Raw genomic sequence first — 24790 nt, forward strand, 5'->3', positions numbered from 1 at the left:
GGTTCGGATAGCGGGTAGAGAGCGGTAGTTCGGCCGGATGCCCCGGTCAGTCCAGCCTGATCGCCTCGCCGCGCTCCGAGGACCGGTAGATCGCGTCGATGACGCGCTGAACGGACAGCGCCTCCTCGACCGTGTTGATGTCGGGCGCCTCGCCCGCGGCGACCGCCTCGAGGAACGCCGCCTGCTCGGCGGCGTGGCTGTCGCCCTCCCGCGTCTCGATCTCGGCGTCGGAGAAGTGGTGGTTCTCGCCGTCGAACGCGGTCGCCTCGTGGATCGTGAGCTCGTTGCTTCCGCGGTCGAACGTCGCGCCCGCCTCCGTGCCCCGGATCACGAACTCGTCGTTCGTCGGGCGGTTCGTCGCCCACGCGACCTCCAGCGAGACGGTGTTGCCGTGGGCGTCGCGGATGAACGCCGACGCGGAGTCGTCGACGTCGAACCCCTCGGGGCCGTCGTCGCCGCCCCACATGTTGACGTACGCGTAGTCGTCGCGGGCCCCGAACTCCGAGCGCGTCTCGCCGGAGACCTCGACGACCTCGGGGTGATCGAGGAAGTAGAGCGACAGATCGATCGCGTGGACGCCGATGTCGATGAGCGCGCCGCCGCCGGCGATCTCGTTGGACGTGAACCACGAGCCGCGGCCGGGGACGCCGCGTCGGCGGACGTAGTTGGCCTCGACGTGGGTCGTCTCGCCGAACCGCCCCTCCTTTTGGTACTCCTTCAGCACCTGCACCGGCTCCGCGAAGCGGTTGTTGAACCCGACCATACAGAACCCCTCGGCCTCGCGGGCGGCCTCGGCGATGCGCTCCGCGCTCTCGATGTTGTGGGCCAGCGGCTTCTCTAAGAGCACGTCGAGGCCGGCTTCGAGCGCCGAGACCGCGTACTGCTCGTGGAACCGGTTCGGCGTCGTGACGAGGACGGCGTCGCACTCCTCGTAGAGGTCCGTGTCGTCCTCGTAGGCGTGAACGTCGAACTCCTCGTGGAACCGCCGGCGCGCGTCCGCGTCGATGTCCATCCCGCCGACGAGGTTCGCGCCGCGCTCCACGAGCCTCGTCGCGTGGTGGTTCCCGATCCCGCCGAGGCCGACGATCCCGACGGCCACGTCGTTCGCGTGAGTCATACGCCGAATTCACAACGGATGTTGTTAAGGCTCACGCTCCGGGCAGCAGTGGAGGACCCGTCGAGACGCCGGATGCCGAGGAGAGTTACGAGACCACCGCGAACGCGGCGAAAAGCACGTCGAGCAGTTCGATCAGCCGATCGATCGACTCCGCGCCGGCGCCGAGGCGCTCGCCGCCTGTCAGGAACTCCTCGATCCGTTCCGACTCCCGGGCCCACACGAACCGCGCGAGGAGCCAGCCGCTCCCGAGGAACGCGAGCGTCGCCAAGAGCCGCGAGACGAGGAGGAGCCGCAGGAGGAGCGGACACAGCAGTACCGCGGCCAGCGCGCCGACGACGAGGGTGACGATCGACGCCGCCGACTCGCCGAGTCCGGGATCGACGGTCCCCGTCCCCGAGAGGAGGACGAACCCGCCGACGGCGACGGCGAGCACGCCCCAAACGACCGTCGCGAAGAGTCGCACGTGGCCGTCGTACCCGGAGCCGGCGTCCGCCGGCACGTCGTCGTGGACCCAGGGATTGCGCATGGTCGGCCTCGCGTCTCCACCGGCATATACCTCGCTTCAGATACCCGAAACGCGAGCGGTGAAGGGAACGGGGGAAACGCGACCGGCTCACCGCTCCCGCGTCATCCACTCGCTCGCCTGCGGCTCGTCCGGGTCGGTGACGACCTCGATCAGCGCGGGCCCGTCCCGGTCCAGCGCGGAGGCGACCGCCTCGCCGACCCCGTCCCGATCGGTCACTCGCTCGGCGCCGACGCCCATCCCCTCGGCGACGGCGACGAGGTCCAGCCCCGCCTCGGCCCAGCCGTACGCGCCCGGCGGAAGGTCGTACGACCGCGACGCCTCCTCGCTGATGATCGCGTAGTCGTCGTTGTTGAACGCGACGACGGTCACGTCGAGTCCCTCCGCGGCCAGCGTGTGCAGCTCGTGAACGCACATCATGAGACCGCCGTCGCCGACGAGCGCAACCGCGTCGCGGTCGGGGCCCGCGAGCTTCGCCCCGATCGCCGACGGAAGCGCGGTCCCCATCGTCGCCCACGATCCCGGGTTCACGTACCGCGAGGGGCCGGCCGCGGGGAACGAGACGAGCGTCCACAGCCGGGACCCGCCCGCGTCCGCGGTGACCGCGGCCTCCGACGGGAGCGCCTCGCGGACCTCGCGGAGGGCCTCGACCGAGCTGAGGGGGTTGTCGGGGGCGCGCTCGTCGGCGACCGCGTCGAACCGCTCTCGGTCCGCGGAGCGAACCGCCTCGGCCCGCGCGGCGCCGGTCGGCGACCCCGACGAGCCGGCCGGCTCGTCGGCGGACCGCCCGTCCAGCCGAGCCGCCAGCGCTCGCAGGAACCGGTCGGCGTCCGCGACGACGCCGAGGTCGGCGTCGTAGCCGAACCCGATGTCGTCGCCGTCGAGCGTGACGTGGACCAGCGACTCGGGCAGCGACACCGACCACGAGGCGGTCGCGACCGCGTCGAGGTCGGAGCCGACGACGAGCCCGCGGTCGGCGTCGGCGAGGAGCTCGCGGAGTTCGACGCTCGACCCGCCACAGAGCACGCCCGCGGAGAGGCGGTGCGTCTCGGGGAGCGTCCCCTTCCCCTTGTAGGTCGTGACGACCGGGGCGTCGAGGCGCTCGGCGACGGCGCGGAGGGAGTCGCTCGCGCCGGCGCGCCTGACGCCGCCGCCCGCGAGGAGCACCGGCGCGTCGGCCCCGGCGAGCAGGTCGGCGGCCCGATCGACGGCGTCCGCGGGCGGGGCGGGAGGCGCGGCCGGCTCGCGCTCTCCGACCGCCGGCTGGGGCGTCCGGCTCGCGAGCACGTCCTTCGGGATCCCGACGCGGACGGGACCTTGGGGGTGCTCGCGGGCGACCCGGATCGCCTCGGCGACGGCCGGGACCGCGCCGGCGGGCGAGTCCACGAGGACGTTCTCCTTGACCACCGCGTCGTACGTCTCGGGCGGCGTCTCGTGGATGCCGTCGCCCCCGCGGACCTCGCGTTCGGTCTCGACCGCGAGGTGGAGGAGGGGGACGCAGTCGTTCAGGGCGTTCTTCAGCCCGTTCATCGCGTTCATGTCGCCGGGGCCCGGGACGACGATCGACGCCGCCATCGCTCCGGGCTCGCTCGTCTCCGCGTACCCCCACGCCTGATGGGTCACCGCCGTCTCGTGGCGCGCGACGACGAACCGGGCGTCGCGCTCGCCGAGCGCTCGGTTCAGCGGGAGGGTCTGCTTGCCGGGGATCCCGAACGCGACGTCGATCCCGCGACCGAGCATGCAGTCGACGACCGCCTCGGCGACCGTCGGAGCGTCGCCCGCGTTCGGACCCGTGCCGGTCCGAGGATCGTCGGGGTTCGTACCGCTCGGGGACTCGTCCGTGTCCATACCGCGAGGTCGACGGACCGGGTGTTGAAACCTTCGACGGCCGAGGATTCCGGCGGGCGCCGCCGGAGCGTCGCCGGCCCCGCGGCCGAGAACCACCCGAACGGCTACGTCGCTGGCCGAGAGAGTGGCGGTATGGTAGACATCGCGGTCCAGTTGTACACGTTACGCTCGCTCGACGCGTCGCTCCCGGAACTGCTCGATCGGGTGGGAGCGGCCGGCTACGACGGGGTGGAGTTCGCCTACCGGGTCCGCGAGTCGCCGGTCGAGGACGTGCTGGCGGCGCTCGACCGGAACGGACTCGCCGCCGCGTCCGCGCACGTGCAGATCGAGGCGCTGGAAGACGAGTTCGACGAGACCGTCGACCTGTACGACCGGCTCGGCGTCGACACCTTCGTCGTCCCGGGGATCGACGGGGAGGAGTTCGAGGACGCGGCCGCCGTCGACGAGGTCGCGGCGCGGCTCGACGACATCGCGGACGCCCTCGAGGCGGTGGGCGTCCGGTTCGCGTACCACAACCACCACGAGGAGTTCGCGACCGTGGACGGCGAGCCCGCGATCGAGCGGCTAATCGACCGGACCGACGACCTCGTCGGCTTCGAGATCGACGTGGGCTGGGCGCTCGTCGGCGGGGCGGACCCCGCCGCCTTCATCGACCGACACGCCGACCGGATCACGCACGTTCACGCCACCGACGTCGACGTCGACGGCGGCGAGCCGGTCGCGCTCGGCGACGGCGACGTGGACCTCGACGCGGTCGTCGCGAGCGCGCGAAACGCCGACTGCGAGTGGCTCGTCTACGAGGACGACGACCCCACCGACGCGATCGCGTCGGTCGAACAGGGCGCGCGGGTCCTGCGGGACGCGCTGGAGTAGTCCGGCGCGTCTCGCCGCCTACTCGGCGACGTTCGTCTCCCGCACCCGGATCCCCTTGCGCGCGAGGTGCCGCATCTGTCGCTGGGCGAACTCCTCCTCGCTCGACCCGCGGGTCGCGAGCACGTACACGAGCGCGGAGCCGGTCGGCCGCATGGTCCGGCCTGCGCGCTGTGACCCCTGTCGCCGCGAGCCGCCGAGACCGCTGGCGACGACCGCGAGCTCGGCGTTCGGGAGGTCGATCCCCTCGTCGCCGACGCGGGAGACCACGAGGGCGTCGACCTCGTCGCGGTCGCGGTCGTCGCCGTCTCTCCCCTCGTCCTCCTTCCGGAACCGCCGGAACAGCTCCGCGCGCTCGTAGTGGGGCGTCTCGCCGCTGACGAAGGGGACGCCGAGCGCGTCGGCGATCGCCTCGCCCTGATCGAGGTACTCGATGAACACGAGCGCCTTCTTGTCGCGGTGGGCGGCCAGCAGGTACCGAATCTCCTCGATCTTCGCGGGGTTCTCGGCCGCGAGCCGGCGTCGCTCTCGGCCGTCGGCGCTGGCGTACTCGTTGCGCGCCATCTCGTCGCGCCACGGGACGTACCGGATCTCCACTTCCGGCTCCTGGACGAAGCCGGCCTCGAACAGCTCGTCCCAGTCGGCGCCGATCGGTCGCCCGATCAGGGTGTAGATCTCCTCCTCGCTGCCGGTCTCGCGAACGGGCGTGGCCGAGAGGCCGAGGCGGTGTTTTGCTTGCAACTCTGCAGACCGTGAAAATATAGGGGCTGTGATGTGATGCGCCTCGTCGAAACAGATCAGCCCCCACTTCCGGGAGTCGAACAGGGCCCGGTGGCGGTCCATCCCGGCGATCTGGTAGGTCGCGATCGTGACCGGCCGGATCTCCTTTTGACCGCCGTGGTACAGTCCGATGTCGGCGGGATCGATCGTGGAGTGGTCGAGCAGTTCCTCGCGCCACTGCCCGGCGAGCTCGCGGGAGGGGACCAGAATGAGCGTCTCGCCGCCGACCGCCGCGATGGTCGCGATGGCGGCGACGGTCTTGCCGGAGCCCGGCGGGCCGACGTACACCCCGGAGCGCGCGTCGAGGAACGTCTCGACCCACGTCTCCTGGTAGTCGCGGAGGTCGGTCGTCAGGTCGATGTCGACGGGGTCGCCCACGTCGAGGTCGCGGTCGTCTTCGACCGGGTAGCCGGCGTCGTAGAGGGCGCGTTTGACCGCGGCGACGGCGTCCTCGTTCACCCACGCCTCCGTCTCGGAGATGGGCGCGCGGAGGTGATCGGCGTCGAGGTGCTGGTCCGCGACGTTCCCCATCAGGCTCTCGCTTGCGGCCTGGAGGACGACGTAGCCGTCCTCGTGGGTATACAGTCGAAAGCGGTGCGCGCGGCGCCACTGGTCGCGTATCCAGTCTTCGAGGTGGTCGAACCGGCGCGGGAGCACCGACCGGAGGCCCGCGATGAGGCCGTCGGCGTCCTCGAACGGCGCGGCCCACACGTCCTCCTGCCGGATGCGGTAGAGGTACCCGCGCGTGTCGGGCTCGGTGCCGGTGGTGTCGACGAGGTGCGCGAACTGCGAGAGCCGCGCGCGGGTGAACTGCGTCGGGCGGTCGACCACGATCTCCCGGCGGTCGGGGAACGCGACGACGCGCTCGCGGGTCGCCAGCCGGCCCCAGTCGGTCGGGTAGAAGACGACGGGGTCGCTCTCGACGTCGAGCCGGTCCACGTCGCCGCGGTCGACGAGCGCGGCGAGGGCGTCGCGCGCGGCCGCCTGCGAGGTGCCGAGCCGTCTCGCGACCTCGCTCGCGGTCGCGACCGGTCGCTCCTCGGCCTCTAACGCCTCGTGGAAACGATCGAGCGAGAGCTCCTCTGCGGTGTCGTCGGAATCGTCGGCGTCACCGGCGGTGGGCTCGGAGTCGCCGGAGTCGTCGGTCATTGCCCCCGGTTCGGTCGCGAGGGGGAAATGGATAGCGTCCGCGGCCGGGGGCGGAGTGGGGCGAAGGGGCTCCGCTAAAACCCTACCGTTCGGAGATATGCTCACCCGAAACGACCGGTCGCTGAGGGGTGCTTCCTGATTGATTGCGGGAGTAAGTATTGCAGATCGGTGGTGGCGAATCAGTACTTAAAGGATCCGTGAGCGATGGCGACGATCGCTTATAAAGAACAACGCGGTGGCGCGCCCCGGTGAGCGGCCCGTAGGGCCGCGAACCGACGGTGCGAGGGAGTCGCTGGCGGCTATCGCCGCCAGCGACGAGGCTGGGGAGGCGTGAGGCGCGGTTGCGGTGCTGTGCGGGTGGGATTCAAAGGGGCAGTCGCTGTGGGCGGCGCAGGCGACGTAAGCACCGCAGCGAGCACCGCGAGCGAGGAGCGCAGCGAGCGTGCGCCGCCCACAGCGACTGGGGCTTTGGAGGTGTTCACCGCAATACCGTCGATCACTTATAAACAGCCGCTAGCAACGTCACCCGATCACGTATAAAACCTCGATCAACTAACGTGCGAGACGTACTCCCGCTATCGACCGGATGGACCGTGACAGCCGCGGCCGGTGATCGCGTCCTTCGACCGGAACCGGCACCCGCAGGCGGTACAGCGGACGAACGGCTCGCCGGGCTCCGTTTCGAGCCGGTGCTCGCCGACGACGAAGGGGCGCGTCACCGTCCGGGGTCGGATCCGGTCGGGGATCGGCGTGGCGGCGGACTCGCTCAACGCCGCCCGCACGGCGATGGTGTCGACGTCGACGGGATCCCAGCGGGGGGCGTCGAGGGCCGCCTCGCGGTCGGCCACCTCGGTCCAGCCGGTGACGACGACCGGGGAGTTCGTCTCCGTGTCGCTCACGACGACGACGAACCGGATCCCGCCGTCGACGAGGGCGAACCGCCAGCCGTCGGTCCGGTTCCAGCGGAGCTGACCGTCCCGGATCGCGTCGCTGACGGTCCGGGTCGAGACGTATCGGCCGGGCTGTTCCAGCCGCTCGCGGAAGTGATCGGTGAGGGCGTAGCGCCCGGGGTCGCGGACGGGCGGGTCCTCGGGCGTTCTGCCCGCGGAGTGACGCTTGCCCGCTCTCGGTCGCCGAGAGCGGGGGGCGTCCGCGTCCGGCCCGTGCGGGAGGGTACCGGATCTCGTCGTCGTTCGCCGGCGAGACCCCGCCGGCGCGGTCGAGGACGCGGTCCGACGCTCCGTCGATCCGGGACGGGATGACTCGGCGTCTCCCGGCCCGCCCTGTCGGGATGCCACTGAGTGTTGGTACAGAGTGTGCTCTTAAGTGTGTTACGGCGGCACAGGGGTGCGGTCTGCGGATCGGTTCCGAGATCCCGGAAGTCTCCGCACGGCGGTCGCGCGCTACTCGTGGCCGGAGACGCGGACCGGCTCGTACGGCTCCTCTAACCACTCCACGTCCGACTCGGAGAGGTCGACGTCGAGCGCCTCGACGGCGTCCTCGAGGTGCTCGACACTGGATGTGCCGACGATGGGGGCGTCGACGACCTCCTGCCCGGCGACCCAGCGGAGCGCGATCTGGGCCATCCGCACGCCCTTCTCGTCGGCCAGCTCCTCGACCCGACGGTTGATCTCCTCGCCGCCGCCCTCGCGGTACGGGCGTCCGAGCGCCGTCTCGTGTCCCCCGCGGGTCGTCGCGTCGTCCTGCTCGTACGGGCGCGCGAGGTAGCCGGCGCCGACGGGACTCCACGGGATCATTCCGATCCCCTCCTTCTCGCAGAGCGGGACCATCTCGCGCTCCTCCTCGCGGTACGCGAGGTTGTAGAGGTTCTGCATCGTAACGAACCGCTCGTACCCCTCCCGGTCGCTGGTGTGCAACGCCTCGGCGAACTGGTGAGCCCACATCGAGGAGGCGCCGATATACCGCACCTTCCCGCGTCGCACGGCGTCGTCGAGCGTCGACAGCGTCTCCTCGATCGGCGTGTCGTAGTCCCACCGGTGGATCTGATAGAGGTCGACCGTGTCCATTCCCAGCCGGTCGAGGCTGTTCTCAAGCTCCTGTTCGATCGCCTTCCGCGAGAGCCCGCCCGAGTTGGGGTTCGACTCGTCCATCTCGCCGTACACCTTGGTGGCGACGGTGAACCGGTCGCGGTCGTACTCGGCGAGCACGTCGCCGAGGACCTCCTCGCTCTCGCCGTTCGAGTAGACGTTGGCCGTGTCGAAAAAGGTGATACCGAGGTCGATCGCGCGCTCGATCAGCTCCCGTCCCTCCTCCTCGTCGAGCATCCACTCGTGCTCGCTCCCGAAGCTCATACAGCCGAGCGCGAGCCGGCTGACGCTCGCGCCGGTGTCGCCCAGCGTCGTGTACTCCATACGGATCGAGCGGGCCCGGGACTTAAAAAATCACAGCGCGAGCGACGCCCCGATCACAGCGCGGGCGGCTCGCCGCGTCCGATGACGATCTCCTGTCCCTCGACGTCCTCGAGGGCGGCGACGCGACCGCCGATGGCGACCCGGCCGGTCTCGGTCTCGACGGTGAGCGACGCGACTTCCTCGGTGTCCTCGAACGCGAGGTCGACGACGCGCCCCCGGACGGTCACCGAGTCGCCCGTCTCGATGTCGCGCCCCTCCACGGTCGCGTAGAACTCCTCGCCCTCGAACTCGCGGACGTCCTTGACCGCGCGGCGGATCGAGGCGTAGCGGCGCGGGAACGGGCGGGCGGCCCCGTCGGCGGCGAGCGTCTCGGCGGTCGTCCACAGCACGGTGCCGAAGAAGCCGGAGACGAGGAACCCGAGCGCGGAGCGGTTGAAGATGACGCCGTAGCGCTCGCGGTCGTCGCGGAGCGCGTCCTGCGTGGCGTACACCGAGTACTCGCCGTCGCCCACGGCCAGGATCGGGGTGGTGATCCCGCGGCGGGCGCGGGCGATGGTCGCGACCTCCAGGTAGTCGAACTCGTCGGGGTCCGGCGCGCGCGAGGCGGGCGTGACGAGCAGTTCGACGCTGACGCCCGCCTGGACCTTCGCCGCGAGCTCGTCGCGGAAGCGGCGGAGCAGCCCCGGCGTGAGCGATAACGCGAGCTCGTACTCGGCGCCGGCGATCACCTCTTCGAGGTATCGGAGGATCGTCGATCGCGACTTCACCAGCGACACCGCCTCGGTCTCGCGGGTCGGCGCGGTGTAGCGGGCCTCCAGCTCGTCGACCATCTCGGCGAACGACGACCGGAGCTCCCCGAACGCGTCCTCCGGGTCGACGGCGACGATCTTCATCGGGCGGGACTCGCGGAGCTCCACGAGCCCCCGGTCCGAGAGGCTTCGGACCGTGTCGTACACGCGCGGCTGCGGGATGTCGGTCCGGTCGGCGATGTCGCTCGCGGTCAGCTCGCCGTGTTCTAACACGGCGAGGTACGCGTCGATCTCGTACTCGCCGAGGTTGAATCGGTCCCCGACGCGGTCGAGCGTGCCGCGGAGATCGTCGGTCATAGAGGTGTCGAGACGGTCCTCCGGTATAGCTTTTTACTATGAGCCGAGTAGCACGCGTTTTCAGAGCCGCGTCCTACATGTACATTCGATCGTAGGTCCCGTCGGGCTCGCGCTCCTCGATCCGCTCGGCCAGGTCCTCGTAGTGGCGGCGCACGTCGGCCGCGAACGACGCCAGCGGCCCCGAGTCGACGCCCAGATCGTACGTCTCGTCGATCGTGTCCACGAGCCGCACCGCGGCGTCGGCGTCCGGCGCCTGCGCGTGGACCGGCGTGATGAACACGCCGACGCCGAGCGGGGAGTCGATTCCCCGTTCGAGCAGGGACGCGTTCGTCCCGTCGAGGAACCCCGACTCCATCGGCGGGACCCGGTCGTCGTCGAGACGCCGTTCGCGGTAGTCGTCCGTCGCGACGTAGAAGGTGCGGTGGGCGTCCGGACCGTGCGGGATCGGAACGCCGGAGAGCACCGCGATCTCCGAGACGCCCGCGGACTCCGTCCAGTCGAGGACGGCCGCCGCGAGCCGCTCGCCGAGCACGGGCGGAACGAACTGCTCGGCCACGAGCACGGTGACGTCGAGGTCGTCGTCGGAGTACAGTCGGAGCGGGTGCCGCGGACGCCCCTTCTCGAAGGGCGTGATCGACGGGAGCCCTTCGGCTCGGACGAATCCCGTCTGTTCGAGCTCGAGGTTCTTGATGAGGTAGTCAACGGCAGTCAGTTCGGCGAGTCCGAACGACGCGAATCCGGCGACGAGCACGTCGCTCGGCGCTGATTCGTGTGTGACGCTGAAGGACGGGCCGTCGCGTGGCGAGTTCGGCATACGCCCGCTTCTCCGGGCGGCGGGTTAATAGTGAGTAGCTCTCCGCGGTTCTCTACCGCGCGTCGGACCTGTACCATCCCGACGTCCGGCGGTCGACTTCGACGCGATTCAGTCTTCCGGGGTCGCCGCGGGGGGATCTATCGAACCGTCGTCCAGCGGTGTCGCGCCGTCGACGACGGCAGCGAGCCCGAGCCGCTCGACCGTTTCCGGCGTCGGAAGTCCGCGCTCGCCCCAGCCGCGCAGCACGTAATACCTGTCCAGCAGACGGTCGAACGCGTCGCCGTCGACGCCCGGGGTTCCGTCCTCCGCCGCCGAGCGGAGCGGGTCGGGGAGGCGGTCGTCCGCGCGGTCGAACCCCTCACGGGCGTTGAACAGCCGCGTGAGCGTCCAGATCCGTTCGCCGGTCGTCGCGAGCGTCGCGACCGGGTCGGTCCGCGCCTCGGGATCGGCTCTACGGGCCGGGTCGCCGCGGTCCGTACCGTCGCGATCGGCGTCGGCGACGGTCGGGTGATCGATCGCCGAGAGCCACTCCGCGCCGAGATCGGTCCCGACGGTCTCGCCGACGAAGTCGTCGACGACGAGGCTCCACAACACGGACCGGGCGTTCTGTTCGCCGACCACGTCGCGGACCCGATCGGCCGGGGTTCGGTCGGGCCGATCGACGGGTTCGGTGTCCTGCGGTCGCGCGCGACGGTGGCACGCCCCGCGATCGCTCGTCGCGTAGGCGAGCGCGACGCCGACCGCCGCTCGCGGGTCGAAGCCCGGCAGGGCCATCGACTTCACGGTGGGCACGAGCGCCTGGCCTCCGAACCGAGCCGCGGCGGCGTCGATGCCGTCGGCGAGCGCGTCCGGGAGTTCCGGGTCCGCGTCGAGGTCGTCCGCGGCCTCTCGAGCCGCGATCGCCTCCAGCAGGCGCTCGGCACCGTCCGCGTCGCCGAAGCCGACGGGACAGTCGACGATCCCCGCCTCGCCGGCGCGGATCGCCCACGCGACCGCGTTGCCCGCCCCGATCACGTCGAGACCGAGCCGGTCGCAGATCCCGCAGAGTTCGACGACCCGATCGAAGTCGCCGATGCCGAGACCGGCTCCGAGCGTGATCGGCGCCGCGCCGCGGGGGACCACCTCGCCCTCGGACGTTTCGATCCGGAAGCCGCCGGGGACGGCCGGGTCCGTGTCCCGGGCATCGTCGTCCGTCCCCTCGCGACCCGTCGCGCGTTCGAGCGCGGCCTCGACGCCGATGTCGTCGGTACCGGCGAACCCGGTCTCCGTCCACCCCTCCGCCGCGAGGAGGCCGACCTCGTTCGCGTAGTCGACCGTTTCGATGGTCTCGCCGGCCGCCTGCCACTCGCCCGTCGCGTCCCGTTCGTAGGCCGCCGCGTCGCGGTCCCGAAGCGCGGCGAGGTCGTCCGGAACCGTCGGTGGGGGATCGCGAGCGACGACCGCCTTCAGCCGCTTCGCACCCATCACGGCCCCGGCACCGCCGCGGCCCGCGTGGTGATCGCCGCCGTCGCTCGCGACCGTCGCGTACACCGCCTCGCGCTCGCCGGCCGGGCCGACGCAGGCGACCCCCGCGTCCGGGAACCGCTCGGCCGTCTCGGCGGCGTCGTCTCCCCACGCGTCGCTCGCCGCGATCCGCGCGCGACCCCCCTCGATCTCGACGCGAACCGGTCGGTCGGCGGCGCCGGTCACGAGCAGCCCCAGGCAGTCGTCGAGCGATCCGGCGAGCCGGTCGGCGAACGCGCCGCCGGCGTAGGAGTCGAGAAAGCCGCCGGTGAGCGGCGACTTCGTCACTACGGCGTACCGCGTCTCGCCCGGGAGGAACCCCGAGAGCGGTCCGCCGAGAAACGCGAGGAGATTCTCCGGTCCCGTCGGGTCCGCTCCCGGCGACAGCTCCTCGTAGAGGTAGCGCGCTCCGAGCCCCTTCCCGCCGACGTAGTCGCGTCGCCACTCTCGCGGGACGCGCTCGCGGGCGGTCTCGCCCGTCGAGAGGTCGACCCGGAGGACGTGGGTGCGGCTCCGGCTCATTCAGACGCTCTGCGCGGCGGAGACGTATCAATCTGTTCGCCACGGAACCCGATCGCCGGTCTCACCGACCGCCAGACTGAGACGGCCGGGGATCGAACGCCGCGTATGGACCTGACGACCGCGCTCGACGCCCGCGACGCCACCGTCTGCGTCGTCGGCGCCGGCGGTAAGAAATCGGTGCTGTTCGCGCTGGCCGACCGGCTCGACCGAGCGGTAGTGACCGCGAGCGTCCGGATACCGATCTTCGACGACCGGGTCGCCGCGGTGCGCGTGACGGAGGACCCGGCGGCCGCGCTCGCCGAGGCGGGACCCGAGGAGTGGCCGCTCGGGCTGGTCCCCGAGCGGGAGCGATCCGACCGGTACCTCGGGTACGACGCGGACACCGTCGCCGATCTCGCCGACGCCGCGCCGGGCGCGACGCTCGTGAAGGCGGACGGCGCGCGCCTCCGCGAGTTCAAAGCGCCGGGCGACCGCGAACCGCAGATCCCGTCGAACGCGGACGTCGTCGTCCCGATCGCGAGCGCGCACGTCGTCGGCGAACCCCTCACCGAGGAGCTCGTCCACCGGCCGGAGGAGGTCGCCGCGATCACCGGCCGCGAGATCGGGTCGGAGATCCGCCCCGCGGACGTCGCGACGGTGCTCGCGAGCCCGGCGGGCGGGCTGAAAGGCGTCCCGAGCGACGCGACCGCGATCCCGGTCGTGAACAAGGTCGACGACGAGGCGGACGCGGCCGCGGCCCGGAAGATCGCGGGGGAGATCCGCCTCCGCGCGAACGTGCCGCGCGTCCTCCTCACGCGTATGACCGCGGACGACCCGGTCGTCGAGGTCGTCGACTAGGCCGATTCCGGAGGCGCGTCTCCGATCTCCGAAAACGACCGCCACAGCGCCCGGTACAGCGTCCACGCGTCGACGCCCGCGCGTTCCGTCACGACCCGGCAGGCCTCGTCGAACCGCCGGTAGTCGGCGACGGACGGCGGGTCCGGGTACTCGCCGTCGAGCTCCCCGGCCGCGACCAGCACCGCCCACGTCCGGCGGTCGATCGCGACGAATCGCGTCGGCGCGAGGAACTGGAGGAAGCCGGACGCGACCGCGACGTCGACCCCGTCGAGCGCGGTGAGGGCGTCGACGGCGGCGTCGACGTCCGGCGGATCTCGGTCCGGTTCCTCACTCTCGTCGGTCCCCGCGCCGACCGCGTCGGCCGCGGTTCCGATGGCGTCGACCACGTCGTCGAAGTCGTTGTCGCGGAACGCCTCCTCCCGCTCGCGTCGCTCGCGGTCCGGGTAGTCGCCGAGGTACCGCCGGAAGTACCACCTGACGATCCACTGGGCGTCGCGTCGCCCGTACTCGTCGCCGGCGAACGTCTTAGGAACCGTCTCGACGTGCTGGCGCTCCACGTCGTACAGCGGTTCCGCCTCCGCGTACGCCCGGGCGCTGTCCCTGATCCTCGACTCGCTCAGATCCATCGCCCGTCGGTAGGGTGGTGAGAGGGATGAACGTTCGTCCCTATCGTCCCGATCGATCGTTTCACAATGTCGTGGGTGTTGATCACACGTATGACAGACGACCGGATCCCGGTCACCGTCCTCAGCGGCTACCTCGGCGCCGGGAAGACGACATTGGTGAACCACCTGCTCGCGAACCCCGGCGACCGACGGATCGCCGTCATCCTGAACGACATGGGCGAGGTGAACGTCGACGCGGAGCTGGTCGCCCGCGAGAACGACGAGGAGGGGATCGTCGACCTCTCGAACGGCTGCATCTGCTGTCGGCTGCAGGACGACCTGCTGAGCGAGGCCGCGGCGCTCGCGGCGTCCCGCGAGTTCGACTACCTCCTCGTCGAGTCGTCGGGCATCTCCGAGCCGATCCCGATCGCGCGGGCGTTCACGGAGGGGACCGACGAGTCGGCGATCGACCCCACCGAGCGCTTCCGGCTCGACACGATGGTGACCGTCCTCGACACCTACGGGTTCTGGAAGGAGTTCGACGCGGGGGAGGGCCTCCCCGGGGACGGGGAGCCCGCCGCGGACCGCCCCCTCGCGGACGTGCTCGTCGAGGGGATCGAGTTCTGCGACGTGCTCGTGTTGAACAAGACGGACGTGGTCCCCGACGACGTGCTCGACGAGATCGAGTCGGTCGCCGAGCGGCTCGGCCCGCGGGCGAGGCGGATCCGGACGAGCTACTCCGAAGTCGATCCCGGCGAGGTGCTCGACACGGGGCGGTTCGACTTCGAGACGGCCAAGCGGTCGCCGGGATGGAAGCGCGCGATCGCGGAGAACGGAGGCGAGGACGAGCGCCACGGCGATCATCGGGGCCACGACCACGCCGAGGGCGCCGCGGCGGCCCACGGCGTCGACTCGTTCGTCTACCGGTCCACTGACGCCCTCGATCCCGAGTCGTTCGCCGACTGGCTCGCCGACTGGGACGGCGCCGTCGTGCGGGCGAAGGGCGTCGCCAACGTCGCGGGCACCGACGAGGTCATCGGCGTCAGTCAGGCCGGCCCCTCGGTGCAGGCGGGACCGATCGGCGAGTGGGGACCCGACGACGACCGACGCACGCGGCTCGTGTTCATCGGCAGCGAGATGGACGAAGCCCGGATCCGGGGGGAGCTCGACGAGTTGGCGGCGACCGACACCGACTCCTCGGCGTCGGCGGCAGCAAACGCCTTCCCGCTCTAGGGTCGTCGGGTCAGATCCCCAGCTCCGCCTGCAGGTCGTCCCAGTCCTCGTGGAACCCGTGGGTGGACTCGGTCTCGGCGCCGACTGCTTGCTGGTAGACGTCGTCGTACTTCAACAGCTCCCCCCAGCCGTCGTGGAACGCCCAGTTGCAGTACTTACACATACGCGCCGAAACGCGCGGGACCGACATACCGGTTTCGGCGGTCCGGGCGCGGGAGTAGTCCCGACACCACCGACGGGAACGAGTTCCGTGACCCCCGACAGAGTGAACCCCGCTCGTGACGTACGGTACCTATCGGCGCGGACGGACCGCGACGAGACACTCATGGTCACGTACAGGCGCGGCGGACACGTACAGAGCGGTGACGACGCGGTCGAACGCACCTGCGAGCACTGCGGCTGGCACTGCGTCGCCGACGGCTACCCGGAACTCGTCGGGCGGTACCAGTCGCACCTCCGGGACGAGCACCCGAAGGCGTGGCTCCGGGCCTGAGAGTCGCCGTGGGTTAAAAATTTGGAACGCGGGACTGCGAGGCGTCGCCTCGGCGGTTCAGGGCTCGAGCAGGACCTTCGTGACGCCCTCCTCGCGGGCGTCGAACGCCTCGTACATCTCCGGCGCCTCGTCGAGGTTGACGCGGTGGGAGACGACCCAGCTCGGGTCGGCGCGCCCCTCGATGATCATGTCGCGGAGGTACCGGTTGTACTCCTTCACGTTACACTGTCCCGTGCCGCACTTGAGCCCCTTCTCGAAGAACTTCCCGAAGTCGATTCCGAGCCGCCCCTGCGCGGCCATGTCGTCGGGCGCGCCCGGGTCCTCCGGCACGTAGAGGCCGGGGATGCCGAGCTCGCCGGTCGGTCGGACCACGCGGATCAGGTTGTTGATCACGACCGCCGGGTTCTCCTTGGCCGGCTGGTAGGAGTAGTCCTCCGTCTCGGTGTCGACGTCGTCCGGGTCGGTCGCCTGATACCCGACCGCGTCGACGCCCTTGTCGACCATCCCGCCGTGTTCCTCGATGATCTGGTCGACCGGGTCGCCCTCGGAGAAGTCGATCGGATGGGCGTCGCAGTGCTCCTCGGCCAGCTCCAGCCGGCTCGGGACCTGATCCACGACGTAGATCTCGGCGGCGCCCTTGATTTTCGCGCTGTAGGCGGCCATCAGTCCCACCGGTCCGGCGCCGAAGATGGCGACGGACTCGCCGGACTCCAGGTTCGCCAGTTCGGTGCCGTGCCAGCCGGTCGGGAAGATGTCCGCGAGCAGCGAGAACGCGTCCTCGTGTTCGCGCCCCTCGGGCAGTTTCAGCGCGTTGTGGTCCGCGTACGGGACCCGCAGCTTCTCGGCCTGTCCACCCGGGTACGGTCCCATCGCGACGTAGCCGTACGCCCCGCCCGCGAAGCCGGGGTTGACGTTGGTACAGAAGCCGGTGTACCCCTCCTCGCAGTTCTGACAGAACCCGCAAGAGACGTTGAAGGGCATCACGACGCGGTCGCCCTCCTCCAGCGTCGAGACGGCCTCGCCGACCTCCGAGACGACTCCCATGTTCTCGTGACCGAACACGATCCCCTCCTCGGCGGCGGTCCGTCCCTCGTACATGTGCAGGTCGGAGCCGCAGATACACGAGGTCGTGATGTCGACCACGACGTCGTTCGGGTGTTCGATCTCCGGTTCGTCTACGTCTTCGACGGCCACGTCGTACGGGCCTTGGTATACAACCGCTCTCATGGTAATTGCAACTATATTATTATAATAATCCGTAGTAAGCATTTTTCATTATATCTTATATTTAACAACTCTTCTTGTTATATTGTTAGCAAGGAACGTGCACGGGGGGTCGAACCGTTCCCGATCGGTCGGGGGACCACCGGTACACTCATTGACGCGGACGATAGATCGTGTGATATGTGCTCATACGGGGGTGGTGCGACCGATGTCCGGTGAGGCGGACGACGCGGTGAAAACGATCTGTCCGTACTGCGGCGTCGGGTGCGGGATCAAGGTACGGCAGGGGAACGACCCCGGCGACGTGAACTTCATGCCGTGGGGCGAGGCGCCCGTCAACGAGGGACGCGTCTGCATCAAGGGCGGCGCGGCGACCCAGGTCGTCGACCACGAGGAGCGACTCACGGAACCGCTGATAAAGGAAGACGGTGAGTTCCGCGAGGCGACGTGGGAGGAGGCCTACTCGCGGATCGTCTCGGAGATGGAGCGGATCCGCGACGACTACGGCCCCGACGCGATGGGATTCTTCGGCTCCTCGAAGACGATGAACGAGGAGAACTACCTCCTCCAGAAGCTCGCGCGCCGGTACGGCACCAACAACGTCGACAACTGCACGCGGATGTGCCACGCCTCGACGGTGTGGGCGCTCCGGACCAGCCTCGGCGCGGGCGCGATGACGAACAGCATGGCGGACTTAGAGGAGGCGGCCGACGTCTTCTGGATCCAGGGGGCGAACCCCGGCGAACAGCACCCGATCGCCAACAGCCAGTACTTCCGGCAGGCGGTCCTCGAAGGCGCCACAGTTATCCAGGTCGACCCCCACGCCAACAAGACCACCCGGTCGTTCGAGATCGAGGAGACGGACCGGCACATGCACCTCCAGCTCAACCCCGGCGCCGACATCCCCCTCCTCAACGTCGTCCTGAAGACGATCCTCGAACGCCACGAGGAGGAGCCGGACGCGGGCTGGATCGACGAGGCGTTCATCGACGAGCGCACGGAGGGGTTCGAACACCTGAAGGAGACCCTCGCGGACTTCGACAAGGCGGCGGCCGCCGAGGAGGCCGGCGTGCCCCTCGAGGACATCGAGCTCGCCGCGGAGAAGTACGCGATGGCGAACAACGCCGCCATCTTCACCGGGATGGGGATGAGCCAGCACACCTGCGGCGTCGACAACGTGCAAAACGAGATCAACCTCGCGCTGATCACGGGGAATCTCGGGGAGCCCGGCACCGGCGTCAACCCCCTCCGCGGGCAGAACAACGTCCAGGGGACCAGCGACGTGGGCGCGATGCCGAACGTGCTTCCGGGCTACCAACTCGTCGACGACGACGAGGTCCGCGAGTCGGTCGAGGAGGTGTGGGGCTTCGATATCCCCGCGGAGCCCGGACTCACCAACGTCGAGATCTCCCACGAGGCGGGTCACTCGGTGAAGGGACTCTACGTGATGGGCGAGAACCCCGTGATGAGCGAGCCCGACGGCAACGAGGTCGAAGAGCGCCTGAAGTCGTTGGAGTTCATGGTCGCGCAGGACATCTTCATGACGGAGACCGCCGAGTTCGCGGACGTCGTCCTTCCGGCGACGACGTGGGCCGAACGCGGCGGCACCGTCACCAACACCGACCGCCGCGTCCAGCGGATGCGCGGGGTCGAGAAGGTCCACGGGGACACCAAACACGACCTCGACATCCTGATGGAGGTCGGCAGTCGCCTGTTCAGCGAGGACGAATTCCGGTTCGACGACGTGGAGGCCGTCTTCGAGGAGCTCCGGGAGGTGTGCCCGATCTACCACGGGATGACCTACGACGGGCTCGGCGAGGGGGGGCTCCACTGGCCCTGCTACGAGGAGGGCGACGAGGGCGATCAGTTCCTCTACGAGGACTCGTTCGACACGGAGAGCGGGCTCGGTCAGATCGAGGGCGTCCGCCACCAGCCGCCGAAGGAGGTTCCCGACGAGGAGTACCCGCTGATCCTCACCACCGCCCGGCTCGAGGAGCACTACAACACCGGGACGATGAGCCGACGCTCGCCGACGCTCTCGCGACAGCACCCCGAGAACTTCGTCGACGTCCACCCGAACGACGCCGCGGAGTACGGGATCGAGGACGGAGAGACGGTGACGCTCCGGTCGCGGCGCGGCGAGATAGAGGTGAAAGCGCAGGTGACCGAGGACATCAAGGAGGGCGTCGTCTGGACGACGCCGCACTTCGCGGCCGCCTCCGCGAACCGACTCACGAACGACGTGCTGGACGACCGGGCAAAGATACCGGAGTACAAGGCCGCTGCGGCCGAAATCGAGGTCGGGATCGATCCCGAAAACGAGGACACGGCGTCCGCCGACGACTGAGCGAGGCGCCCAGTCGACTCAGAAGTAGACCGGCGGTAGCGGTTGGCCGAGCGGGCGTCGGGAGAAACGCTTTTTCGGGTGGGCGACGGCGGGTTCGCTATGGCACAGTCCGGGGGGATCGCGTCGGTCGCGAACTGGATCACCCAGTTCGCTGACGTGCTCCGCGGCGTCTTCGGATCGGCGGGCGGGCGCCTGTTACTCGTGATCCTGTCGGTCGCGCTCGGCGTCCTCGTCTCGAAGTTCCTCGTGCGCCTCATCGGGCGGCCCGTCGCGCGTCGCGTGTCGAGACAGAGCGTCGCGCAGACGATCGTCAGGGGGGTCCGCGTCGGGACCATCACGGTCTCGCTGCTCGTCGGGCTCTGGGCCGGCGGGTTCCGCTTCACCGATCTGCTCGTGGGGACCGCCGTCTTCTCCGCCGTGATCGGGATCATCCTCGCGCCGCTCGTCGGGAACTTCATCAACGGCGTGTTCATCCTCGCGGACCAGCCGTTCGAGATCGGCGACATGATCGAGTTAGAGAACGGCACGACCGGGTTCGTCGAGGACATCACGATCCGGTACACCAAGATATTCACGCTCGACAACACGTTCCTCGTCGTGCCGAACGGGGCGATGCGCGAGCGCGACGTCACCAACTACTCCGCCGAGGACGAGCGCACCCGGCGGACGATCGAGGTGCTCGTCACCTACGAGAGCGACGTCTCGGAGGCCCGGCGCCTCATCGAGCGCGCGGCACGGGACTGCGACGCGGTGATCGACGGCGGCCCCGACATCCGGGTCGGCGTCGCGCGCTACACCGCGAGCCCGGACTGCCGCCTCCACGAGTTCGGGGACGACGGCGTGCTCCTCCGGCTCCGGTACTGGGTGAAGAAGCCGTACAAGCTCGCGAAGGTCCAGTCCGACGTGAACACCCGGATCCGCGAGCGGCTCAGAGACGCCGACGTGGAGATGGCGTACCCGCACCGGCACCTCGTCTTCGACGACACCTCCGGAATCGCGCGGGTCGGCGGTCCGGAGGACGGTCGGCCGGCGGGCGAGCGCGCCGGCGACAAGCCCGATCCGGAAGCCCGAGGCGCGGGCAACGCCGAGGACCCCGCTCGTAGTGTCGACTCCGCCGGCGGGGCTGACTCGTCAGGTGGCGTCGACTCGGGCGGGGGCATCGACCCGGACGGCGACACCGACTCGGGCGGCGATCGATAACTGTTCCCGTCCGACACGCCCTGTGGCGCGCTCCCACGGAACCGGAACGCTGATAGACCGAGGCCCCCGCTTATAAATCAGTGAGCGACGAGCCCTCCAAGGACTCACCGGAGTCGCCTTCGGAGGTCGGCGGTACCGGTTCGGATACCGGATCCGATACCCATACCGAATCCGATTCCGATTCCGGCCCCGGTCCCACCGAAGACACCGGTGACGACGGCGATCCGATCGACGAGACGAACGGTAGCGACGCGGCCGACGACGCGTCCGAAAGAGCGACCGACGGCGGCTCCGCCGGCGGTGCCTCCGGCGACGGCGGCCCCGACGACCCGTCCGAGGATCGAGTGTCCGAGGAATCGATCACCGAAGGGAGCCTGATCCGGCCGCTGTTCCACCTGGCGTGGCCGATCGTGGTCATCCAGCTGCTGCAGGTGATGTACAACGTCGTCGACACGCTGTACCTCGGGCGGCTGTCGGCCGAGGCGGTCGGCGCGATCAGCCTCGCGTTTCCCCTGATCTTCCTGCTCATCGCAGTCGCCGGCGGCTTCACGACCGCGGGGGCGATCCTCGTCGCGCAGTACACGGGCGCGGACGGGGACCGGTCCGCGGGGCTCGTCGCGGGGCAGACCATCTTCAGCGTCTCCGTGCTGTCGGTGCTCATCGGCGTCGCGGGGTACTTCTACACGCGTCCGGCGCTCGAGATCCTGCCGAGCGACCCCGACACGGCGGCGACGGTGATCCCGCTCGCGGCCGACTACATGGAGATCATCTTCCTCGGCATCCCGCTGATGTTCGGGTTCTTCGTGTTCTCCGCGCTGATGCGCGGGTACGGCGACACCCGGACGCCGATGGCGGTGATGGTCGTCTCTGTGTTCCTGAACGTCCTCCTCGACCCGTTCCTCATCTTCGGGTTCTCGGCGAACCCGCTGTTCGAGTGGCTGGCGGCGGTGCCGCTCGTCGCGGCGCTCGATCCGGTCGGGATCCAGGAGTCCCTGTTCGCGGCCACCGGGTTCACCGGCTACGGGATCGAGGGGGCCGCGATGGCGACGATCTTCTCGCGCGGAGTCGCCACCGCGATCGGGCTCTGGCTGCTGTTCGCCACGGGGCTCGGTCCCGCGGTCTCCGTGAGTCACCTCCGGCCGGACCTCGGGTTCATCGAGGACATCTTCCGGCTCGGGCTCCCCTCCAGCGTCGAGCAGACGACCAGCGCGCTCGCGATGATCACCCTCACGGCGATGGTGGTCACGTTCTCGCCGCCGGTGGTGGCGGCCTACGGGCTGGGCAACCGGCTCATCTCGCTGGTGTTCCTCCCGGCGATGGGGCTCGGGCGCGCGATCGACACGATGGTCGGGCAGAACCTCGGCGCGAACCGGGCGGACCGCGCGGCGCGCTCGGTCAAGCTCGCGGCGTCGACCGGGGCCGGGGTGATGTTCCTCGTCGCGCTCGTCGCCGTGACGTTCACGGAGCCGATCGTCGGCGCCTTCCTCGGCGACGTGCCCGACGCGCCCGCGACCGTGGCGTACGCGGTCGAGTACGTGCAGATCCGGTCGGTCGAGTTCGCCTTCATCGGCGTCTCGCAGGTGATCCTCGGCGCGTTCCGCGGGGCCGGAAACACGAAGACCGCGATGGTGATCTCGATCCTCACTCTGTGGGTCGGGCGGGTCGCCAGCGTGGCCTACCTCGTCTTCGTCGCCGGCTGGGGCGAGACGGGGATCTGGGTCGGAATGGCGCTCGGGAACGTCCTCGGTGCCTTGGTCGGCGTCGCGTGGTTCGCGCGCGGAACGTGGACGGAGCGGTACATCGACGACCCGGCGCCCGACGTGGATCCCGTCGGCGACGACTGAGATCGGGATCGGAGGGTGGACGGCGGGGGAATCAGTGTCGGAACAGGTGGATCGCGTCCTCGTCGCGGAGGAGACAGAACCGCGCGCCGTCGTTCTCCGGGAAGGTCGTGCCCGTTTTTCGGGTGGTGAACAACCGGTTGAAGGGGGCGTCACACACCGGACAGGCCACGTCCTTTCGGTTCTCCCAGAGGCTCGTCGCACCCGTGTCCTTGAGCTGTTTCAGCGCGTGGCGGTGGTCGTGCACGTCGAAACGCGGCATGGGTGGACGTCCGCGGGCCGCAAGTTGAACGTGACCCCGCGAGTATCAGCGGTGATTACGATTCGGAGTCGGAGAGCAGGTCGCGAGCGCGGTCGAGAGCGGTCTCGTCGCCGGTTCTGACGTACTCACCCAGCTCGCCCGCGGCGTCGGCGAGGGCGTCCGCGTCGGCCGGCGGTACGTCACCCGTGAGCGCCTCGACGCGCTTCACCCGGTCGCGGAGGCGTTCGAGAAGCTCTCTGGTGGGGTCGATCCGGGCGTGCGGGTCGTCGCCTGCGACGGAGACCGTGGGGGCGGACGCGTCGGCGTCGCCCTGCTCACCGCTTTCGGCCTCGGAGAGTTCGTCCAAGAACGCGAGGAGGTCGCTCCGGTACTCGTCGACTGCGCGGACCGCGGCCATCCCCCGCGCCTCGCGGAGGGAGTCGGGCACCGCCTCGGTCGCGGGCCGGTCGCCGTCGGCGGCGCCGGCGAGCAGCGCGAGGAGGTACTCGCGGTCGCGGTCGGTGGGATCGCGCAGCCGATCGTAGAGGTCGACCGCCTCCAGCAGCTCGCGGGCGGCGAGGTACGCGTCGTCGAGCGGGAGCAGTTCGCCGCCGCGGATGAACCCCCGCTTGCGGGCGTACTCGCGGAGGTCGGCCTTGAGGTCGTCGACGCCCTCCTCGGGGAGCGTCCCGCGGGCGTCCCCGAACCGGGCGCGGTGGGGGGTCAGATCGAGGGTCGCGGGCGCGTCGGTGTGGGCGGTCCTGTCGTCGACGCCGACGCTCCTGAGGGCGCCGCAGTCGGGACACTCGACGGACCCCGTCTCGTAGTACGACCACCGCGCGCCGCACTCCTGACACTCCCGTTCGCCGCGGACCTTCATGCGAGCCACTTCGTCGCGTTCCGCGTAAAGGGCTGTGGGTCGTAGCTGGGGACGATTCGGCGGAGCAGAAGGGAAGAGGATGGGCAGAGGACCTGCCTTCCGTCCGTCACATTATATATGCGGTCCCGGTGAACCGGGAAGCATGGGTTGGCAAGCCGTCGAAGCCGTTGACGACGCCGTCGAGGCCACTCGTCGGTTCCTGTTCCCGTTCAGCCTCGTTCGCTGGGCGAAGCTCGCTCTCCTCGTCCTCCTGATGGGCGGCGGAGCGAACGCCGGCGTGTCCGTTCCCGCGGCTCCCGACGCCCGAATCGGAGGGGTTTCGCGAGTTCCTGGAGTCGGATGGGCCGAGACGGGGACGGAATCCGGCGTCGTGGAGTTCGAGACCGTCGTCTCGGACCTCCTCGGCGGTCTGCCGGGCGATTGGCTGATCGCCGCCGTCGCGATCGTCGCGGTCGTCTGTGTGGTCGCGTTCTCGGTGGCCTCGCTGTCGCTTCGGCTGGTCTTTTACGACGCGCTCCGGACGAACGAGGTCAGCCTGTGGCGGCCGTTCCTCGGGCGACTCCGGCAGGCGGTCGGGCTGTTCGTCGCCTCCGTGGTCCTCTGGTCGCTCGCCGCCGGGCCGATCGCGCTGGCGGTGCTCCTGGCCGCCGCCGCAGAGGCGCCGATCGGGTGGGGACCGATCGACTCGTTCGCGGCGGCGGTGGGGTCGCTGTCGATCGGTCCGGCGGTCTTCTTGGTGCTTGTCGGAATCGCGGTCGTCCTGCTCGCGACGCTCGCGCTCCGGCTCACCTACGAGTTCGTCGTTCCCGCGATGGTGGTCGAAGATACCGGTGTGACTGCCGGGTGGCGCCGAGTCTGGCGCACGGTGAGCGGGGAGTGGGCGGAACTCCTCGTCTACCTCGGGGTCCACTTCTTCGTCGGTATCGGAATCGCGGTCGTCGAGGGGATCGCGCTCGTCCTCGCCGGTTCGGCGGTCGTCGCCGTCGCCGGGAGCACGCTCCTGCTCGCGGCGGTTCCCCTCGGTGGACTCGGGGCATTGGCGAGCACGACCGCCGGCATCGCGACCGTCGCGGTCGTCGTGATCGTCGCCGTGGCGGCGCTGGTGGCGGTGACGCTCCCCGTCAGCGTCGTGACCCGTTCGTATCTGATCGCGTACGAGGTAGCCACGCTCGGCGGGATCGACTCGGATCTGCGGCTGCTTCATCCCGATATCGATCCGACTTCGAACGATCGCGATCTAACGTCGATTGACCGCGATCAGGTGTCGAACGATCGCGACTGAGTC

At 69.9% G+C, this 24790-nt stretch carries 22 protein-coding genes; 8 read left to right on the forward strand and 14 right to left on the reverse strand.

What is annotated here, in order from left to right; genetic code table 11:
• Window positions 1-46: 46 nt before the first annotated feature.
• The 3 genes from EDM04_RS10385 to EDM04_RS10395 form a co-directional block, all read right to left on the reverse strand.
• A complete protein-coding gene (locus EDM04_RS10385) occupies window positions 47-1117 on the reverse strand; it encodes a Gfo/Idh/MocA family protein (RefSeq protein ID WP_123621797.1) in 1071 nt (356 codons plus the stop codon).
• A gap of 85 nt (window positions 1118-1202) precedes the next feature.
• The gene (locus EDM04_RS10390) at window positions 1203-1643 is read right to left on the reverse strand and encodes a hypothetical protein (RefSeq protein WP_123621799.1); all 441 of its coding nucleotides are present in this window, start codon (window positions 1641-1643) and stop codon (window positions 1203-1205) included.
• 87 nt (window positions 1644-1730) lie between these two features.
• The gene (locus EDM04_RS10395) at window positions 1731-3488 is read right to left on the reverse strand and encodes a thiamine pyrophosphate-binding protein (RefSeq protein ID WP_123621801.1); all 1758 of its coding nucleotides are present in this window, start codon (window positions 3486-3488) and stop codon (window positions 1731-1733) included.
• 132 nt (window positions 3489-3620) lie between these two features.
• On the opposite strand from EDM04_RS10395, the gene EDM04_RS10400 reads away from it, so the two are divergent.
• On the forward strand, window positions 3621-4361 hold the full coding sequence (locus tag EDM04_RS10400; RefSeq protein WP_123621803.1) for a sugar phosphate isomerase/epimerase: 741 nt from the start codon (window positions 3621-3623) through the stop codon (window positions 4359-4361).
• Between the two features lie 18 nt (window positions 4362-4379).
• On the opposite strand, the gene EDM04_RS10405 is transcribed toward EDM04_RS10400, so the two are convergent.
• The 6 genes from EDM04_RS10405 to EDM04_RS10430 form a co-directional block, all read right to left on the reverse strand.
• Window positions 4380-6287 carry a DEAD/DEAH box helicase gene (locus tag EDM04_RS10405; protein WP_123621805.1) on the reverse strand — a complete coding sequence of 636 codons (1908 nt, stop codon included), beginning with the start codon at window positions 6285-6287 and terminating at the stop codon, window positions 4380-4382.
• Between the two features lie 575 nt (window positions 6288-6862).
• Entirely contained in the window at window positions 6863-7585 is a 723-nt protein-coding gene (locus tag EDM04_RS10410) for a hypothetical protein (RefSeq protein WP_123621807.1), read from the reverse strand.
• 105 nt (window positions 7586-7690) lie between these two features.
• A complete protein-coding gene (locus tag EDM04_RS10415) occupies window positions 7691-8659 on the reverse strand; it encodes an aldo/keto reductase (RefSeq protein ID WP_123621809.1) in 969 nt (322 codons plus the stop codon).
• Window positions 8660-8712: 53 nt separating this feature from the next.
• A complete protein-coding gene (gene trmB / locus EDM04_RS10420) occupies window positions 8713-9765 on the reverse strand; it encodes an HTH-type sugar sensing transcriptional regulator TrmB (RefSeq protein ID WP_123621811.1) in 1053 nt (350 codons plus the stop codon).
• Between the two features lie 73 nt (window positions 9766-9838).
• The gene (locus EDM04_RS10425; protein WP_123621814.1) at window positions 9839-10579 is read right to left on the reverse strand and encodes a proteasome assembly chaperone family protein; all 741 of its coding nucleotides are present in this window, start codon (window positions 10577-10579) and stop codon (window positions 9839-9841) included.
• Window positions 10580-10687: 108 nt separating this feature from the next.
• The gene (locus EDM04_RS10430; protein WP_123621816.1) at window positions 10688-12604 is read right to left on the reverse strand and encodes an aldehyde ferredoxin oxidoreductase family protein; all 1917 of its coding nucleotides are present in this window, start codon (window positions 12602-12604) and stop codon (window positions 10688-10690) included.
• A gap of 105 nt (window positions 12605-12709) precedes the next feature.
• Between EDM04_RS10430 and yqeC the strand changes: the two genes are divergently transcribed.
• Entirely contained in the window at window positions 12710-13441 is a 732-nt protein-coding gene (yqeC, locus tag EDM04_RS10435; protein ID WP_123621818.1) for a selenium cofactor biosynthesis protein YqeC, read from the forward strand.
• On the opposite strand, the gene EDM04_RS10440 is transcribed toward yqeC, so the two are convergent.
• Window positions 13438-14067, reverse strand: coding sequence for a hypothetical protein (locus EDM04_RS10440; protein ID WP_123621820.1), 630 nt, complete (start codon window positions 14065-14067; stop codon window positions 13438-13440). The two genes, yqeC and EDM04_RS10440, sit on opposite strands and share 4 nt — an antisense overlap.
• A gap of 90 nt (window positions 14068-14157) precedes the next feature.
• Here EDM04_RS10440 and EDM04_RS10445 point away from each other — a divergent pair, with 90 nt between their 5' ends.
• Window positions 14158-15279, forward strand: coding sequence for a GTP-binding protein (locus tag EDM04_RS10445; RefSeq protein ID WP_123621822.1), 1122 nt, complete (start codon window positions 14158-14160; stop codon window positions 15277-15279).
• A gap of 10 nt (window positions 15280-15289) precedes the next feature.
• Here the strand turns inward: EDM04_RS10445 and EDM04_RS18530 are convergent, their stop codons facing one another.
• Window positions 15290-15442, reverse strand: a complete 153-nt coding sequence (locus EDM04_RS18530) for a hypothetical protein (protein ID WP_164471118.1) — start codon at window positions 15440-15442, stop codon at window positions 15290-15292.
• A gap of 162 nt (window positions 15443-15604) precedes the next feature.
• On the opposite strand from EDM04_RS18530, the gene EDM04_RS18535 reads away from it, so the two are divergent.
• Window positions 15605-15772: a hypothetical protein gene (locus tag EDM04_RS18535; RefSeq protein ID WP_164471119.1), complete on the forward strand. Its 168-nt coding sequence runs from the start codon at window positions 15605-15607 to the stop codon at window positions 15770-15772.
• 57 nt (window positions 15773-15829) lie between these two features.
• On the opposite strand, the gene EDM04_RS10450 is transcribed toward EDM04_RS18535, so the two are convergent.
• Window positions 15830-16999: a glutathione-independent formaldehyde dehydrogenase gene (locus EDM04_RS10450; RefSeq protein ID WP_123621824.1), complete on the reverse strand. Its 1170-nt coding sequence runs from the start codon at window positions 16997-16999 to the stop codon at window positions 15830-15832.
• 205 nt (window positions 17000-17204) lie between these two features.
• On the opposite strand from EDM04_RS10450, the gene fdhF reads away from it, so the two are divergent.
• From fdhF to EDM04_RS10465, 3 genes are all read left to right on the forward strand, one after another.
• Window positions 17205-19343: a formate dehydrogenase subunit alpha gene (gene fdhF, locus EDM04_RS10455; protein WP_123621826.1), complete on the forward strand. Its 2139-nt coding sequence runs from the start codon at window positions 17205-17207 to the stop codon at window positions 19341-19343.
• A 99-nt stretch (window positions 19344-19442) separates the two neighbouring features.
• Window positions 19443-20543, forward strand: coding sequence for a mechanosensitive ion channel family protein (locus EDM04_RS10460; RefSeq protein WP_394338980.1), 1101 nt, complete (start codon window positions 19443-19445; stop codon window positions 20541-20543).
• Between the two features lie 227 nt (window positions 20544-20770).
• A complete protein-coding gene (locus tag EDM04_RS10465) occupies window positions 20771-22387 on the forward strand; it encodes an MATE family efflux transporter (RefSeq protein WP_123622157.1) in 1617 nt (538 codons plus the stop codon).
• A gap of 31 nt (window positions 22388-22418) precedes the next feature.
• Here the strand turns inward: EDM04_RS10465 and EDM04_RS10470 are convergent, their stop codons facing one another.
• Together EDM04_RS10470 and EDM04_RS10475 are read right to left on the reverse strand one after the other, a co-directional pair.
• Window positions 22419-22646 (reverse strand): flagella cluster protein, encoded by a 228-nt coding sequence (locus EDM04_RS10470; RefSeq protein WP_123621830.1) that lies wholly within the window; start codon window positions 22644-22646, stop codon window positions 22419-22421.
• Window positions 22647-22701: 55 nt separating this feature from the next.
• Window positions 22702-23505: a hypothetical protein gene (locus tag EDM04_RS10475; protein WP_123621832.1), complete on the reverse strand. Its 804-nt coding sequence runs from the start codon at window positions 23503-23505 to the stop codon at window positions 22702-22704.
• A gap of 142 nt (window positions 23506-23647) precedes the next feature.
• Between EDM04_RS10475 and EDM04_RS10480 the strand changes: the two genes are divergently transcribed.
• Window positions 23648-24787: a hypothetical protein gene (locus EDM04_RS10480; protein WP_123621834.1), complete on the forward strand. Its 1140-nt coding sequence runs from the start codon at window positions 23648-23650 to the stop codon at window positions 24785-24787.
• Window positions 24788-24790 lie beyond the last annotated feature (3 nt).

This window comes from Halorubrum sp. CSM-61 (genome assembly GCF_003781945.1).
Taxonomy (GTDB): domain Archaea; phylum Halobacteriota; class Halobacteria; order Halobacteriales; family Haloferacaceae; genus Halorubrum.

What these genes read in the sequence shown, in the direction of transcription:
- EDM04_RS10385 (WP_123621797.1), bottom strand. Translation starts at nt 1,117, where the DNA reads ATGACTCACGCGAACGACGTGGCCGTCGGGATCGTCGGCCTCGGCGGG.
- EDM04_RS10390 (WP_123621799.1), bottom strand. Translation starts at nt 1,643, where the DNA reads ATGCGCAATCCCTGGGTCCACGACGACGTGCCGGCGGACGCCGGCTCC.
- EDM04_RS10395 (WP_123621801.1), bottom strand. Translation starts at nt 3,488, where the DNA reads ATGGACACGGACGAGTCCCCGAGCGGTACGAACCCCGACGATCCTCGG.
- EDM04_RS10400 (WP_123621803.1), top strand. Translation starts at nt 3,621, where the DNA reads ATGGTAGACATCGCGGTCCAGTTGTACACGTTACGCTCGCTCGACGCG.
- EDM04_RS10405 (WP_123621805.1), bottom strand. Translation starts at nt 6,287, where the DNA reads ATGACCGACGACTCCGGCGACTCCGAGCCCACCGCCGGTGACGCCGAC.
- EDM04_RS10415 (WP_123621809.1), bottom strand. Translation starts at nt 8,659, where the DNA reads ATGGAGTACACGACGCTGGGCGACACCGGCGCGAGCGTCAGCCGGCTC.
- trmB (WP_123621811.1), bottom strand. Translation starts at nt 9,765, where the DNA reads ATGACCGACGATCTCCGCGGCACGCTCGACCGCGTCGGGGACCGATTC.
- EDM04_RS10425 (WP_123621814.1), bottom strand. Translation starts at nt 10,579, where the DNA reads ATGCCGAACTCGCCACGCGACGGCCCGTCCTTCAGCGTCACACACGAA.
- EDM04_RS10430 (WP_123621816.1), bottom strand. Translation starts at nt 12,604, where the DNA reads ATGAGCCGGAGCCGCACCCACGTCCTCCGGGTCGACCTCTCGACGGGC.
- yqeC (WP_123621818.1), top strand. Translation starts at nt 12,710, where the DNA reads ATGGACCTGACGACCGCGCTCGACGCCCGCGACGCCACCGTCTGCGTC.
- EDM04_RS10440 (WP_123621820.1), bottom strand. Translation starts at nt 14,067, where the DNA reads ATGGATCTGAGCGAGTCGAGGATCAGGGACAGCGCCCGGGCGTACGCG.
- EDM04_RS10445 (WP_123621822.1), top strand. Translation starts at nt 14,158, where the DNA reads ATGACAGACGACCGGATCCCGGTCACCGTCCTCAGCGGCTACCTCGGC.
- EDM04_RS18530 (WP_164471118.1), bottom strand. Translation starts at nt 15,442, where the DNA reads ATGTGTAAGTACTGCAACTGGGCGTTCCACGACGGCTGGGGGGAGCTG.
- EDM04_RS18535 (WP_164471119.1), top strand. Translation starts at nt 15,605, where the DNA reads ATGGTCACGTACAGGCGCGGCGGACACGTACAGAGCGGTGACGACGCG.
- EDM04_RS10450 (WP_123621824.1), bottom strand. Translation starts at nt 16,999, where the DNA reads ATGAGAGCGGTTGTATACCAAGGCCCGTACGACGTGGCCGTCGAAGAC.
- fdhF (WP_123621826.1), top strand. Translation starts at nt 17,205, where the DNA reads ATGTCCGGTGAGGCGGACGACGCGGTGAAAACGATCTGTCCGTACTGC.
- EDM04_RS10460 (WP_394338980.1), top strand. Translation starts at nt 19,443, where the DNA reads ATGGCACAGTCCGGGGGGATCGCGTCGGTCGCGAACTGGATCACCCAG.
- EDM04_RS10470 (WP_123621830.1), bottom strand. Translation starts at nt 22,646, where the DNA reads ATGCCGCGTTTCGACGTGCACGACCACCGCCACGCGCTGAAACAGCTC.
- EDM04_RS10475 (WP_123621832.1), bottom strand. Translation starts at nt 23,505, where the DNA reads ATGAAGGTCCGCGGCGAACGGGAGTGTCAGGAGTGCGGCGCGCGGTGG.
- EDM04_RS10480 (WP_123621834.1), top strand. Translation starts at nt 23,648, where the DNA reads ATGGGTTGGCAAGCCGTCGAAGCCGTTGACGACGCCGTCGAGGCCACT.